Source organism: Mycobacterium sp. 1165178.9 (assembly GCF_001673555.1).
Taxonomy (GTDB): Bacteria; Actinomycetota; Actinomycetes; order Mycobacteriales; family Mycobacteriaceae; genus Mycobacterium.
On sequence record NZ_LZMB01000259.1, the window covers coordinates 1 to 13465 of the forward strand.

15 protein-coding genes are annotated in these 13465 nt (G+C 66.6%); 6 read left to right on the top strand and 9 right to left on the bottom strand.

Annotated elements, in window-relative coordinates:
- Window positions 1-534 (top strand): HNH endonuclease signature motif containing protein (locus A5652_RS11615; RefSeq protein WP_156745284.1); only part of this gene is annotated, 534 nt, incomplete at its 5' end.
- Between the two features lie 475 nt (window positions 535-1009).
- Here the strand turns inward: A5652_RS11615 and A5652_RS11620 are convergent.
- Both A5652_RS11620 and A5652_RS11625 read right to left on the bottom strand, forming a co-directional pair.
- Window positions 1010-1561 carry a hypothetical protein gene (locus A5652_RS11620; protein ID WP_067350809.1) on the bottom strand — a complete coding sequence of 184 codons (552 nt, stop codon included), beginning with the start codon at window positions 1559-1561 and terminating at the stop codon, window positions 1010-1012.
- A 124-nt stretch (window positions 1562-1685) separates the two neighbouring features.
- The gene (locus tag A5652_RS11625) at window positions 1686-2207 is read right to left on the bottom strand and encodes a DoxX family protein (protein WP_067350811.1); all 522 of its coding nucleotides are present in this window, start codon (window positions 2205-2207) and stop codon (window positions 1686-1688) included.
- A gap of 209 nt (window positions 2208-2416) precedes the next feature.
- On the opposite strand from A5652_RS11625, the gene A5652_RS11630 reads away from it, so the two are divergent.
- The gene (locus A5652_RS11630) at window positions 2417-4006 is read left to right on the top strand and encodes a pyruvate, phosphate dikinase (protein WP_197513924.1); all 1590 of its coding nucleotides are present in this window, start codon (window positions 2417-2419) and stop codon (window positions 4004-4006) included.
- A complete protein-coding gene (locus tag A5652_RS11635) occupies window positions 4006-4620 on the top strand; it encodes a hypothetical protein (RefSeq protein WP_067350816.1) in 615 nt (204 codons plus the stop codon). Before A5652_RS11630 ends, A5652_RS11635 begins: the two co-directional genes overlap by 1 nt.
- On the opposite strand, the gene A5652_RS11640 is transcribed toward A5652_RS11635, so the two are convergent.
- From A5652_RS11640 to A5652_RS11650, 3 genes are all read right to left on the bottom strand, one after another.
- Complete coding sequence (locus tag A5652_RS11640) at window positions 4621-5847, bottom strand: WS/DGAT domain-containing protein (protein WP_067350819.1); 1227 nt, start codon at window positions 5845-5847, stop codon at window positions 4621-4623.
- Window positions 5848-5878: 31 nt separating this feature from the next.
- Window positions 5879-6787, bottom strand: coding sequence for an alpha/beta fold hydrolase (locus tag A5652_RS11645; RefSeq protein WP_067350852.1), 909 nt, complete (start codon window positions 6785-6787; stop codon window positions 5879-5881).
- A 114-nt stretch (window positions 6788-6901) separates the two neighbouring features.
- Window positions 6902-7372 carry a VOC family protein gene (locus tag A5652_RS11650; RefSeq protein ID WP_067350855.1) on the bottom strand — a complete coding sequence of 157 codons (471 nt, stop codon included), beginning with the start codon at window positions 7370-7372 and terminating at the stop codon, window positions 6902-6904.
- Window positions 7373-7493: 121 nt separating this feature from the next.
- Between A5652_RS11650 and A5652_RS11655 the strand changes: the two genes are divergently transcribed.
- Entirely contained in the window at window positions 7494-8357 is an 864-nt protein-coding gene (locus A5652_RS11655; protein WP_067350822.1) for an alpha/beta fold hydrolase, read from the top strand.
- Between the two features lie 58 nt (window positions 8358-8415).
- Here the strand turns inward: A5652_RS11655 and gnd are convergent, their stop codons facing one another.
- Together gnd and A5652_RS11665 are read right to left on the bottom strand one after the other, a co-directional pair.
- Window positions 8416-9438 (bottom strand): phosphogluconate dehydrogenase (NAD(+)-dependent, decarboxylating), encoded by a 1023-nt coding sequence (gene gnd, locus A5652_RS11660; RefSeq protein ID WP_067350828.1) that lies wholly within the window; start codon window positions 9436-9438, stop codon window positions 8416-8418.
- A 14-nt stretch (window positions 9439-9452) separates the two neighbouring features.
- A complete protein-coding gene (locus tag A5652_RS11665; RefSeq protein ID WP_067350835.1) occupies window positions 9453-10862 on the bottom strand; it encodes a glucose-6-phosphate dehydrogenase in 1410 nt (469 codons plus the stop codon).
- Window positions 10863-10983: 121 nt separating this feature from the next.
- On the opposite strand from A5652_RS11665, the gene A5652_RS11670 reads away from it, so the two are divergent.
- The gene (locus A5652_RS11670; protein ID WP_067350838.1) at window positions 10984-11817 is read left to right on the top strand and encodes an adenylate/guanylate cyclase domain-containing protein; all 834 of its coding nucleotides are present in this window, start codon (window positions 10984-10986) and stop codon (window positions 11815-11817) included.
- Here A5652_RS11670 and A5652_RS28065 read toward each other — a convergent pair.
- Window positions 11814-11978 (bottom strand): hypothetical protein, encoded by a 165-nt coding sequence (locus A5652_RS28065; RefSeq protein ID WP_197513923.1) that lies wholly within the window; start codon window positions 11976-11978, stop codon window positions 11814-11816. The genes A5652_RS11670 and A5652_RS28065 overlap by 4 nt on opposite strands.
- Window positions 11979-12133: 155 nt before the next feature.
- On the opposite strand from A5652_RS28065, the gene A5652_RS11675 reads away from it, so the two are divergent.
- Entirely contained in the window at window positions 12134-12814 is a 681-nt protein-coding gene (locus tag A5652_RS11675; protein ID WP_067350842.1) for a guanylate cyclase, read from the top strand.
- Between the two features lie 6 nt (window positions 12815-12820).
- Here A5652_RS11675 and A5652_RS11680 read toward each other — a convergent pair whose 3' ends face one another.
- Entirely contained in the window at window positions 12821-13144 is a 324-nt protein-coding gene (locus A5652_RS11680) for a putative quinol monooxygenase (protein ID WP_067350845.1), read from the bottom strand.
- Between the last annotated feature and the right edge of the window lie 321 nt (window positions 13145-13465).

Genomic DNA, 13465 nt, shown 5'->3' on the forward strand with positions numbered 1-13465 from the left:
GCCAGCGGAAAGCTCGGTCAGCACAACGGCTTACCGGCATCCATCATCGTCACCACCACACTGGCCGAGCTCGAAGCGACCACCGGCAAAGGCCTCACCGGGGGCGGCACCCTGCTACCGATGTCGGACGTGATCCGGCTGGGCCGCCACGCTCATCACTATCTCGCGATCTTCGATAAGGGCAAATCGCTGGCGCTGTATCACACCAAGCGGCTGGCCTCGCCCGGACAGCGAATTGTCCTTTACGCCAAAGACCGTGGGTGTTCTCATCCGGGTTGCGACGTGTCTGGCTACTACTGCGAAGTCCACCACGTCACCAGTTATGCCACGCGACCCAGCACCGACATGGACGAACTGACGTTCGCGTGCGGTGGTCATCACCCACTCGCGGAGAAGGGCTGGTCCACCCGAAAACGCGCCAACGGCGACACCGAATGGATCCCGCCACCACACCTCGACCGCGGCCAGCCCCAGGTGAACACGTTTCATCACCCCGAAAAGTTGCTGGCCGAGGATTGCGACAATGCGACGTAAAGCTCGCACGCTCAAGCGGAGCGCGGGTTGGGCCCACCGCGATTATTGCTCCGGAGGAGGCGGAGGAAGGGGCGCCGGCGCCGTCCGGCGAGGACGAGGCCGAATTTGGCCACAGTTCAGGCCGATTATGCAGTCCGTGCCGCTTGCTTGGGGTTGGACGGCGTCGTTGCAGCAAACGCCGTCCGGCGATGCGGGCGTCGGGGCCGCACTCGGCGCAGGGCCGACCTCGATCGGCGCGGGGGCGGCGTTGGTACGCGGAATACCCGCAACGCCGAGACCGCCGAGTCCCAGCGCGAGGGCGGCGGCACCAACGCACACTGCGGCTCTGCCCGTCCGATTCGCCATGGCACCCAATCCTAATTTTTCCCTGCTGGATGTATAGAGCGGCAGCGCGGCTTTATGGTGCTGTGGCGCACTCCGAGCAGCTGTTTCCTCCCCGACCATTCGACCACCTCCACAATCCCGCGAACTCGAATCAGCGAACGCCCCCGGCCTGCCACCAGTCGTACAGGGCGGCTTGGGTGCTCTCTGGGGCGATGCCCTGCTCGGCGACCACGAGCATCCGCGCGGGGATGTCGGTCCAGACCAGATAGACGCCGTCATCTCGGTCGGAGCCGAGAAACACCACCGATCCAGTGTGCCCGCCGCGATTCCACTCGGTGGGCCCCTTCGTGCCATCCGGGAACGGTTGAGCCGGAGTCTGCGGGGCCTCCGTGAGGCTGCGCTGGAAGTCGGCGTTCAAATCGTCGGTGTTGGCGTACAGCAGGTAATCTGCGTTCCAGGGGCCGCCGGGATCGTGACTGTAGTTATCGCAGTTGACGGCGGCCACCGCCACGGCGGAGTGCGCGCCGGCGGGGTGGCAGTCGGTGGGGGTGTAGCCGCCCGAGAGGTGGCTCATCAGCGTCTGCACATCTGCCGGATTATTGGCGGGGTCGGCCGCCGCCGTCGTGGCTAAGCCAGCGGCGATCAGACCGGTCAAGGCGGTAACGCCGCCGGCGCGGGCTAGTCGGGAACGCAGGGCGACCACGGTTGTCTCCTTTGCTCCGCACGGAGCTACGGCGGTGATTCTAACTCATAGCCGTGCACGGCGCCTCTATATAGGCGCTCTGAGCTGCAGCGCATCACCACGGCTCTCGACGTCAGCGGCGAGATCAACCGGCTTGCCTGGCCGGCGGACGGTAGAAGATCACCAGCTGGCCGATGGCCCCGGCCAAGCCGAGCACCAGCGAGATCGCCAGCCCGTGCCAGCCATCCATCCAGTTCTTCCCGAAGACCAGGTGATCAAGGCTGAACCTGCCCGCACCCAGCGTGGCCACGCCCACGGCGCTGAGCGCCAGCACCAGGTTGTACTCCCAGCCCTCCTTGACTATGAAGAAGCCGTTGGCGCGGTGCACCGTCCAGGCCGCGACCAGCATCAGCGAGACGAAGCCCGCCGCCGGGATCGGGGTCAGAAACCCGGCGGCCAGGCCGAGGCCAGCGGCCATTTCCGTGGTCGCCGCCACGGTGGCGTGAAATTTGCCGGGCTTCATGCCGATGCTCTCGAACCAGCGGGCGGTCCCCGGGATGCGGCCGCCGCCGAAGAACTTGTTGTAGCCATGCGCGGCCAGAGTCACGCCCAACACCAGCCGCAGGATCAGTACTCCGACGTCATGGAACGTGTCATATGAACTCATAACTGTAAACCTAGATCATGGGCCGGGTGGCAAGACAAGAGCCGCCGAGCAGCTACGTGGCTTAATCCGCCGGTCCGTGTGGGAACATAGCGGGCGTTCCGACGTCGGCCCTATCAGTAGCCACACCAGCAAGGGGGTGCACCACGGCTGGCACCGCACGAGGTAGCGGCGCCCACCGCAGAGCGTCAAGCAGCCGTGGGTCTGCGCCTATCGAGCACTCCGTGGTGTTGCTGGACGGCACATCGAGCCATCCGCGGGAGCTGCTGGGCAACAAGGGCCACGGCATCGAGGCGATGCGCCGGCACAACCTGCCGGTGCCGCCCGCGTTCTGCATCACCACCGAGGTGGGACTGCGGTACCTCGCCGATCCCGCGCCGACCATGGACGCCATCTGGGACGACGTGCTCGACCGGATGCACTGGTTGCAGGCACAGACCTCTCGCACGTTCGGGCACGGCCCGCACCCACTATTGGTCAGCGTGCGCTCAGGGGCCACCCAATCCATGCCCGGCATGATGGACACGATCCTGGACCTCGGCATCAACGACGCCGTCGAGCAGGCGCTCGCGGCGGGCGGTAGCCCGGCGTTCGCCCGCGACACCCGCCGGCGGTTCTCCGAAATGTATCGGCGCATTGTGGGTGTCGGCGAACAACAGTCGGTGCCGTCGGACCCGTACGCGCAGTTGCGCGCCGGGATCGAGGCGGTGTTCGCCTCGTGGAATTCACCACGCGCGGTCGCCTATCGCGCCCACTACGGAATCGGCGATCAGCACGGCACCGCCGTGGTCGTGCAGGCGATGGTGTTCGGTAACCGCGGACCCAATTCCGGTGCCGGGGCGTTCTTTTCACGCAATCCGATCACCGGCGACAACCAGCCGTTCGGCGAATGGCTGCCCGGCGGCCAGGGCGACGACGTGGTCTCGGGCTCGGTCGACGTCGAACCGATCGACGCGTTGCGCGACGAGCAGCCGGCCGTCTACGACCAACTGATCGATGCCGCCCGCACCTTGGAGCGGATGGATTCCGACATACAGGAGATCGAATTCACCGTCGAGGACGGCACGCTGTGGTTGTTGCAGACCCGGGCGGCCGAGCGCTCGGCGCAGGCGGCCGTGCGCTCGGCGCTGCAGCTGCGGCACGAGGGACTCATCGACGATGCGGAGACGTTGCGGCGGGTCACGCCGGCGCACGTCCAGAGCCTGCTGCAACCCGCCATCCAACCCGAAATACGTTTGACAGCATCGCTTTTAGCTAAGGGGCTGCCGGCATGCCCCGGAGTGGCCTCAGGCAAGGCCTACACCGATGTCGACGAGGCGCTAAAGGCCGTCGACCGCGGCGAGCGGGTGATCCTGGTACGCGACCACACGCGGCCCGAAGACGTGTCGGGCATGCTGGCCGCGCAGGGCGTCGTCACCGAGGTCGGCGGCGCCTCCAGCCATGCGGCGGTGGTCAGCCGCGAATTGGGGCGGGTTGCCGTGGTGGGCTGCGGCCACGGAGTCGCCGCGGCGCTAGCGGGCAAGGACATCACCGTCGACGGCGCCGAAGGCGAAGTGCGCGAAGGCAATCTGAGCCTGGCCGCGTGGTCCGAAGACGATACCCCGGAACTGCGCGAGCTGGCCGACATCGCACGACGCATCAGCCCGCTGCGTGCGCACTCAGCCGGTGAGCACGTGCGTTTGGACGACACCTCCGAGGCCGCGGTGCGCGCCATGCTGGACAGCGGGCACGCCGACGTGGTTTCGGCGACGCCCTTGATCGTGATGCTCACCGCGCTGCGCCTGGCGCCGGGGTCCGTGTAGTGACCGAACTGGCTGTGTTGCAAGCGGTTCGGTTAAAGGGCCGCGTGAATCCTGCCGACCTGGCCGCGACGCTGGGTGCGGAGCTTGGCGACATCGCCCCCGTCGTCGAGCGGTTGACCGCCGCGGGACTGCTGGCCGAAGGCGCGATGTTGCGGATCACCAGTAGCGGCAGCGACAGGCTTGCGACGTTGCTCGCCGAGGAGCGCGAGGACACCGATCCGGCAGCGATCGCCGCCGCCTACGACGACTTCCGCGCCGTCAACGCCGATTTCAAACGCATCGTGACCGATTGGCAGCTCAAGGGCGGGCCGGACGGCGTTCCCAATGCCCATGACGACGCCGGCTACGACGCCGCGGTGTTGGCCCGGCTCGATGACGTGCACGCACGCACGATGCCGATCATCGCGGCGGCCGCCGTACAACTGCCGCGACTGAGCGCCTACGCGGCGAAACTGGCTGCGGCACTGGACAAAGTGAGGGCGGGCGAGACGATGTGGCTGACGCGGCCGTTGATCGACTCCTACCACACGGTGTGGTTCGAGCTGCACGAAGAGCTGATCGTCGCCAGCGGTATGACACGCGAAGAAGCGGCCAGATCCGGCGATGCGCAATAGCTACAGCGCCGCGTCGAGCAGCGCCACGTAGGCATCGATATCGGGCACGGCCGAGGCCGAGGCGTGCACGCTGATCGCGATGGTGTCGCCGATTCCATGCACCCCGTGCGTCAGTCCCATCATCGGCGACAGCGCCGGGTATCCCGCCGTCAGCACCACCGGGGCACCGCCGAAGCTCAAATCGGCCGCCCCCCGGTTGACGCTGGACACCACGGTGTTGCCGGACACCTGCGTCGCGCGCTCTTGCACATCGAACTGCCCGATGCCCCAACGTAACAGCCCGGCCGGCACCGCCGCGAACGCGCGATCGGCGGCCCGGGTAGCCGGGTGCTGGAAGCGGCGCCGGCCGTTGGCCAAATCGGCCGCGATCCGCTCGGCGCGCGCGTCCTGCCCGAGCTCGGGGTACAGTCCCACCACGACGTTGCCGAAGTGGTTGTGTGCCGGCGGATTACCGGGCTTCGCCATCGGCACCTCCGCCCCCAGCGAATCGCATTGCCCATCAAGAAGATTGCTTAAGGCCTGTGATACAGCGCTGAGCACGCCGACGGTGACCGTTGGACCGGGCAGCTGCGAACGGTGTCGCACCAACGTGCGTACCACACGGGGACCGTCGGGTTTCGCATTCGTCGGCAGCACCGGACGCGACCCGGCGCCGGGGGCCAGCAGGCCCGCGCGGATGTCGCGTTCCAGCCGGCGATGGGTGCGAGCCGCCTGGGCGGCGCGCCAGGGCAGAACGCCCGGCCGTGGCTTAGGAAGCTCAGGCACGGGGGCCGGCCGGCCGAACAGCCACGCCGCCATCGCCGCGGAGCGGGCGCCGTCGGCCAGCGCGTGCGCGACCTGCAGCACCGCGACGGTTCCCGGTCCGCCGACGCCCGGGATGCCCCACACCGGGGTGAAGACGTGCAGCCGCCAGGCCATCCGGCGAACGTCGAGTTGGTCGTCGGCAAGGCCGGCGACGGCGCCCAGGATGCCGTCCCAGCTGTGCTCGGCGAGCTCATGGCGCACCACCTGCTGCGCGGCCACACTCACCGGTACCCACCGCGGATAGCGCAACGGACCACGGTCCCGCACCCGCATCGTCAGCGCGGGTTCGGTGTCGGCCCGCCGGCGGAGTTGCACGACGGTATCCGTGTAATCCGCTGGCTCACCGTCGAATGCATAGAGCAGGAACTCATCGCTGGGGATCTTGGCCGACATCCAGTAGAACTGCGCGTCGACGGCAGCCATCCGGTGACCCGACCCGGACCGAGCCACGGTGTCAGCCGGGTGAGCCGATGAACCCGAGCACCAGGTCGGCGACCTTGTCGGGTTGTTCGAGTTGCAGGAAGTGGCCGGCGTGTTCGACGATGCCGACCTCGCTGCCGGCGGGCAGCACCTTTTCGGCCCAGCGCGCGAAAGCCGGTGTCATGCAACCGTCGTCGCGCCCATGCAGGTACAGGCACGGCAGCACCGGTTCTTCGGTCCACAACTGGTTCAGTTGGGCATACTGTGCCGACGGCCGGGTGTTGCGAATGGTGGCGCGGTAGGGTCCCAGCGCCGCGCGCCAGCTCGCCGGCGCTCCGATCGCGGCGTCGACATGACGCAAATCCTCATCGGCGCGATATCCGGGCGACCACCGCCGCCACAGCAGCGGCAACACCCAGGACGCGGAACGCTCGGGCAGCAAGGGCAGTTGGAAGTACATGATGTACCAGCTGCGAAACACCTGCCGAGCCAGATGGGCGGCCAGCCGGCCGCGCTCGGCCGCGCCACCACCGCGGCGCCGGAATGCCGCCGACGGCGGGACCGACATGATCACCGCCTTGGTAAACGGGCCGTCGGGCATGGCGGCCAGGCCGGTGCCGGCGATCGCACCCCAGTCGTGGCCGATGATCACGTCGCTCTCGGTGCCGCCCGCCGCCTTGCGCACGCGCAGGGCGTCGTCCATCAGCGCACCCACCTGATAGCTGCCGTCGACCGGGATCGACGACGGTGCGTATCCGCGCATGAACGGCGCGACGACCCGCCAACCCGCCTCGGCGAGCCGGGGGGCGATTTTGCGCCAGCCGTACGGCGTGTCGGGAAAGCCGTGCAGACACAGCGCGATGGGACCGTCTTCCGGCCCCCAGGTGAGCGCCTTGAGGTCTCCCGCAGAGCCGGTCACGTCGATCCAGCCTGGTTCAGCCATGTCCACTCCCCGCTCGACGTCTCCGCAGGGATCAACCTAACCTGTGCGGCCACACGACGCACCGACCCTGGTGGATACGGGGTCAAACCGACGCTGCGCGAGCGGTTTTCACTGTTACAGCGCAGCGGCTCGCTCCAGGTCGGCGACGATGATCTTGCGCATGCCATACATCGCGTTGGTAGCGGCCGCCGCCCGCGTGCGATCGGGATCGCCGATCAGTTCGTAGAGCCGGTCCGGGACGATTTGCCAGCTGAGTCCGAAGCGGTCTTTGAGCCAGCCGCATTGCGATTCCTCGCCGCCGTCGGTCAGCCGGTCCCAGTAGTAGTCGACCTCGTCCTGGTCCTTGCAGTGGATCGTGAACGACACCGCTTCTGTGAACTGGAAGTGCGGACCGCCGTTGATCCCGATGAACCGGGCGCCGTCCAGCACGAAGCTGCCGGACAGGACCCTGCCGGGCTCGCCCGGTCCGGCGTCAGTGGTCTGGTTGAAGCCCTCGATGTGCGAGTTGGGGAACACCGAGGTGTAGAACCTGGCCGCTTCCTCGAGGTTGTCGTCGAACCACAGCGACGGGGTGATCGATGGCATATCCGGGGCCTCCTTGACGGCTCGTTGGTCTCTGCCTTGATAGACCACGCCACCGACGAAAACTCACCGCGTCGTCCACCCGCGGAACAGTGCTTAACCGGCCTATGTAACGTCAGATCGCATGAGTACCGTCAGCAGCGGTCCCGAGACGGTTGAGTTTGCCGGCGCGGACAAGATCACCCTGGTCGCGGACGAATGGAATCGTGGCTCCGACGGCGCCGGGCGACCGAGCATTCTGATGCTGCACGGGGGCGGCCAGAACCGTTTTTCCTGGAAAAACACCGGCCAGACGCTGGCCGACGAGGGGCTGCATGTGGTGGCGCTGGATTCGCGGGGACACGGAGACAGCGCACGCTCTCCCGACGCCGACTACGAAATCGAGACGCTGACGACCGACGTCATGCGCGTGTTGGACGCGATCGGCCGGCCGGTGACGATCATCGGGGCCAGCATGGGCGGGCTGACCGGCATCCTCGCAGCTCACCGGGCCGGTCCGGCGAAGGTGACCCGGCTGGTGCTCGTCGACGTGGTCCCCCGATTCGAAAAGGGCGGCAGCGCCCGCATTCGCGACTTCATGTTCAGCGGCCTCGACGGCTTCGACTCGCTGGAGCAGGCCGCCGACGCCGTCGCAGCCTACCTGCCCTACCGAAGCAAGCCGCGCAGCCCCGAGGGACTGAAAAAGAACCTGCGCCTGCGCGACGGCCGCTGGTATTGGCACTGGGACCCCGCGTTCATGACCAAGCCCGGCGACGATCCCCAACTGCGCACCGAGAGCTTCGAGCAGGCCGCCAAGAACCTGACGATCCCCGTCTTGCTGATCCGCGGCAAGCTGTCCGACGTGGTGAGCCCCGAGGGCGTTCGCCACTTCCTGGCCACCGTGCCGCGCGCCGAGTTCGTCGAGCTGTCCAACGCCGGGCACACCGCGGCCGGCGACGACAACGACGCGTTCAGCGACGCGGTGGTCGCATTCGTCAATCGCCGCTGACCCGCTAGTTGATGGCGGCGACCCGCTTCGCCCGGCGCCGCCGCGCTCGCGATCGCCGCTAATTCGCCGGCTTCTCCGCGTGCCCGCCGAACTGCTTGCGCATCGCCGAGAGCGCCTTGTTGGCGAAGTCATCCAGTGAACGCGAGGCGAAGCGGGACTGCAGCGCGGTCGTCAGCACCGGCGAGGGGACGCCCTCGTCGATCGCCGCGATGGCGGTCCACCGGCCCTCCCCGGAGTCGGAGACCCGTCCGGAGAACTCCTTGAGGTCGGGCGAATCGTGCAGCGCGATCGCCGTCAGGTCCAGCAACCAAGAGCCGATTACGCTGCCGCGCCGCCACACCTCGGCGACCTCCGGAATGTCGAAGTCGTACTGGTAGAACTCGGGGTGCTCCAGCGGCGCGGTTTCGGCGTCACCCTCCTGCACGTGGTTACCGATGTCGGCATTGCGCAGAATGTTCAACCCCTCGGCGAGCGAGGCCATCATGCCGTACTCGATGCCGTTGTGCACCATCTTCACGAAGTGCCCGGCACCGGCCGGCCCGCAGTGGAGGTAGCCCTGCTCCGAGCGAGCGACCTCGCCATCGCGACCCGGCGTGCGGGCCGCGGCGTCGACGCCCGGTGCGACGGTGGCGAAGATCGGCTCGGCGTGCAGGAAGGCCTCGTCGTCGCCGCCGATCATCAGGCAGTAGCCGCGTTCACGGCCCCAGACGCCGCCGCTGGTGCCGCAGTCGAGAAAGTGAATGCCATTCTCCGACAGGGTTTTCGCGTGGCGAATATCGTCGCGGTAGTAGGAGTTGCCACCGTCGATGACGATGTCACCCGACTCCAGCGTCTTGGCCAGTTCCTCGATGACACCGGTCGTGATGGTGCCGGCCGGCACCATGACCCAGACGACCCGCGGCGCCGTCAGCTTCTCGGCGAGCTCCTGCAGCGAGCCCACCCCGGTGGTCTTGTCCTCCCCCGCCATCGCCTTGACCGCGTCGGGGTTGTGGTCATAGACCACGCATTCGTGTCCGCCCTTGGCGACGCGGCGGACGATGTTCGCGCCCATCCGGCCGAGGCCGATCATCCCAAGCTGCATCGTGGATGTCTCCTTTACTGTTCGGTGGGCTTGCTACGCGGTAGCCACGGCTCGTGCCAGCTGTGGTGACCCCGCACCAGCGCCTGTGCGGCCTCGGGTCCCCACGAGCCCCGGTCGTAATGGTGGATGCGGCCCGGCTTGTCGAGCACGGGCTGCACGATTCGCCACGTCTCTTCGATGGCATCTTCGCGGGCGAACAATTGACGGTCTCCGTTGAACGCGGCGTAAAGCAATCGCTCATAGGGTCGGACCGGTTCGCCGAGATCCTCGGCGAACGACGAATCCAGGTGAACGTCGTGCCATGAATCGCCGACCTGGGCGGACAGCTGCAGCCGCATCCCGGGATCGGGGTCGATGCGCAGCACGATCTGGTTGCACTCGGGCGGTCGGCGGTTGGGCAGGAACGAAAATCCGGGGACGTGGTGCAGGAACATCCGGACCTCGGTCACCTTCTCCGGCAACGCCTTTCCGGCCCGCAGGAAGATCGGCACCCCTGCCCAGCGCCAATTGTCGATCTCGGTTCGCAGCGCGATGTAGGTCTCGGTGGTGGAATCCTTTGCCACACCGGCGACATCGGTGTAACCGCGGTACTGCCCGCGGACGCAACGTTCCGGATCCAGCGCCGGCATCGCACGGAAAACCTCGGCCTTCTTGTCGTTCAGGTCGTCGGCGCCCGCTCCGACGGGGGGCTCCATGGCGACCAGGGCAAGCACCTGCAGCAGGTGGTTTTGCACGACGTCGCGCAGCGTGCCCACCGCGTCATAGAACTTGCCGCGGTCTTCGATGCCGAAGTCCTCGGCCATGGTGATGTGGATCTCGGAGATGCTGTCGCGGTCCCACAGCTTGGCGAGCCCTTGGTTGGCGAACCGCAGGTATTGCAGTTCTTCGACGGGTTGTTTGCCCAAAAAGTGGTCCACGCGCAGGATTTGGTCTTCATCGAGCACCGCGCGCAGCCGCTTGTTGAGGTCGCGTGCCGAGTCCAGGTCGTGGCCGAACGGCTTCTCCACCGCCACCCGGGCGCGCTCCAGCAGGTCGGCTTTCGCCAGGTTCTCCACGATGGGCGCGAACAGGGCCGGCGGCATTTCGAGGTAGTAGAGCGGATGGCAGTCCGAAGGGATCTTCTTGGCGAGTTCTTTGTAGAGACCGGCGTCGGTGACGTCGCCGTGCAGGTAAGACAGCCGGTCCGCCATCCGGTCGAACACGGCTTCGTCGAACTCCTCGCCGGATGCCTTGATGGCGTCGCGCGCCCGATCCCGCAGCTGCTCGATGGTGATGTCGTCGCTGGCCACACCCACGATGGGGTGGTTCAGCATGTCACGGCGCTCGAGGCGATACAGCGCGCGGAACGTCATTTTGCGCGCCAGGTCGCCGGTGATTCCGAAGATCACCAGCAGGTCAGACGGGTTACTGTCGTCCTCGGCCAATACCGCTCCTCCCGGAAGTCACCTGATCGGCCCCTTTGAGATCACTACCCGCGGCTGGCGGAGTCAACACTAGACACAGCCGATAGGGCCGACAACCTGGGTGCATCGCGGCCTTGACAGGATGGACGGCATGCCTGACCCGCTACACCTCACGGTCTACGTCCTGGCCGGGATCGCCGCGATCGAGGGTGTCGCGCTGATCGTGGTGTGGCGGTTGTTGGTGCGTAGTCAGCAGGAGCTCGAGGAGTTGAAGCAGCGGACCGACACCCGCAATCAGCTGCTGTCGGGGGGCCGCGAGGCCGTCAAAAGGGTGTGGAACACCGCCAACCTGATGCGCAAGGAAGGCTTCGGCGCGGCCGTCCGCAGCAGCATCGAGGACCTCGCGGACTGGGCCGAAGTCGAACGGCCCGACCTCGCCCGCGTCACCCCGGACGGCCGGGTTGTCATCATGTTCTCCGACATCGAGGAGTCCACCAAACTCAACGAGCGGATCGGCGACCGCGCGTGGGTCAAGCTGATCAGTTCGCACGACAAGCTGGTCTCGGATCTCGTGCGGCGACGGTCCGGTCATGTGGTCAAGAGTCAGGGTGACGGGTTCATGATCGCGTTCGCTCGCGCCGAGGAAGCGGTCCGCTGCGGTATCGACCTGCAGAACGCGTTGCGAAAGGACGCTAATCGCAAGCGGCGTGAGGAGATTCGCGTGCGGATCGGCATCCACATGGGGCGCTCGGTGCGCCGTGGCGATGATCTCTTCGGCCGCAACGTCGCAATGGCGGCACGGGTTGCCGCGCAGGCGGTCGGCGGCCAGATTCTGGTGAGTCAGCCGGTGCGGGACGCGCTTTCCGATTCCGATGGCATCGGGTTCGACGGCGGGCGCAATGTGGAGCTGAAGGGATTGTCGGGCACCTACCGGTTGTTTGCCGTTGAGGCTCCGGCCGATCCAGATTCGGACTAGGCGGATTCCCCGTTGTATTGGGCCAATCGCTGATGCAGGCGGTCACGGACTTCGTCCGAGGTGTATGCACGTCGTTTGCGTTGGTCGCGAACCACCAGCACGCCCCCGGCGACCACGCCCGCCGCACCGGCCAATCCCACCCACTTCCACAGATTGCGCATGACACCAGGCTATGCGCCGCCGAGTCGTTATGCCCCGGTTGTGATTGACTTGTGTGCCCGCAACATACGGTGACGCATTGAGTGTCCCGTACCGCCGGGCTCATAATGGCGACGACATTGGCGAAAGCTGCAGCGGCGAACGGGCTTACACGAAGATGCTCACTTTGGACCAAGCGCTCGAAGAGACCCGGACCGGTGATCTGTGGCTGTTTCGCGGCGGTTCGGGGCCAGACCGCGCCATCCAGACGTTGACCAACAGCCCGGTGAACCACGTCGGCATGACGGTGGCCATCGACGACTTGCCGCCGTTGATATGGCACGCCGAACTGGGTGACAAGCTCGTCGACCTGTGGACGGGGACGAATCATCGTGGCGTGCAACTCAACGATCTCGCGCAGTCCGTGCTGCAGTGGTCGCAGCGCTACCACCAGCGGTGCTGGTTACGCCAGCTCACTCCGCCGGCCAATCGCGAACAAGAGAACAGGCTGCTGCGTGTTATCGCCCGGATGGACGGCACGGCGTTTCCTACCACCATGCGCCTGACCGGCCGGTGGTTGCGTGGCCGGCTACCCAACGCCTACGACTGGGTGCGGGGAATCCCGCTGGTGGACAAGAAGGTTCGAGAATCAACCGAGCGGCGCAAGGAGCGCCAGCGGCTCGGCCTGGAAGCGGCGTACTGCGCGGAGACGGTGGCAATCACCTACGAAGAAATGGGCTTGCTCTCCACGGAGAAGTACTCGAACTTCTTCGACCCGGGCTCGTTCTGGAGCGGTGACAAGCTTCCACTGACACCGGGTTACGCCCTGGGCGGCGAGATCGAGATTGCGGTCGGCTAGCCGGAACTAGTCGACCGTCAATTCGCCCATCTCCGACCAGCCCGTGGCATCGATGGTCTGGTTGATGATCTTAGGCGTGGACTTCAGCGCCTGCGGGAGCTCCTGCATGAAGCGCTTGAAGTGGTCGCTGTTGACGTGGATGCCGCCCGCCTCGTCGTCGCGGAACGCCTCCAGCAAGACGTACTCCGCAGGGTTGTCCAGGCTGCGCGACCATTCGAACCACAGATTGCCTTCCTCGGCCCGGGTCGCCGCTGTGAACGATGCGACGAGTCCTTGCCAGCGGTCGGTCCATTCGGGCTTCGTCTCGAACTTGACGACGATGAAGATCATTGCGGTCCGCCTCGATTCGCTGTTACGCCCGCTCGATTTCCGCGGGCAGCGCCAGCCTAATCCGGCCCGCGGCGGGCGCCCCGGCGGCGTTCCGTCGGCAAACGCCAGACGTAGTTTGCTTGGGTAATGGTCAGAGCAAAGTGTGCTCATGAGTCACAAACGACACATGAGCACACTTCGCCGCACCTGCTCCCACCGCTTGTGGTGTAGCTCACAAAACAATCGGTTGTGGTGGTATTTCACTATTGCGGGAACTGGCCGAGGACGCCGTCGCGCTGGGCTTCGGCGGGACTGTGTGCATCCACCCGAGCCAGATCCCGG